Source organism: Mycoplasma sp. CSL7475-4 (assembly GCF_024834065.1).
In the GTDB taxonomy this organism is placed as follows: Bacteria; Bacillota_I; Bacilli_A; order Mycoplasmatales; family Metamycoplasmataceae; genus Mycoplasmopsis.
In genome coordinates this window covers 1-466 of sequence record NZ_JANUYA010000029.1, presented here as the reverse complement: position 1 = coordinate 466, position 466 = coordinate 1, and the positions used below count along the sequence as shown (strand labels likewise).

The 466-nt window shown below is 29.8% G+C and carries 1 pseudogene; it reads right to left on the bottom strand.

Going from position 1 to position 466, the window contains the following annotated elements:
• Positions 1-155: 155 nt before the first annotated feature.
• Positions 156-466, bottom strand: a pseudogene (locus NXS15_RS03780) (type I restriction-modification system subunit M); the annotation flags it as partial.

Sequence of the window (466 nt, the reverse complement as noted above, 5' to 3'; positions counted from 1 at the left end):
TTGAAGAATACACAGGATAGATATATTTTGATGATTTTATAGGAGAAAGTTTTGTTGTCGATATTACTTCACCACGTGTTATTTCAAATATATCACCTACCCTTTTTTGTTCTCAAGCGTTTGTAAACCCTTTGAATCTAATAGCTGGTACAAGCTTATTTTTCATTTTTGCCACCTAACAAGTTGATTAATTCTTTGATTCCTTTGATGTCGTATTCATCACCCTCAAGCTCGTTTAACATTTGAATTAATTCATTTTCGCTTTGTTTGATTTCTTCATCAATCTGTGCCAAAGTTTGATCGTATTTTTTAGCTAATTTTTCTAATTTTGCAATTTGACTATTAATAACGTCATTACCTTTTTCAAGAATTGATTTTGAAAGATTATCGCTCCATTTGATGTGTAGCAATTCGATAAATTCATCAGTATCTATCGAATCTATTTTAGATTGTTTTTTGGCGTTAA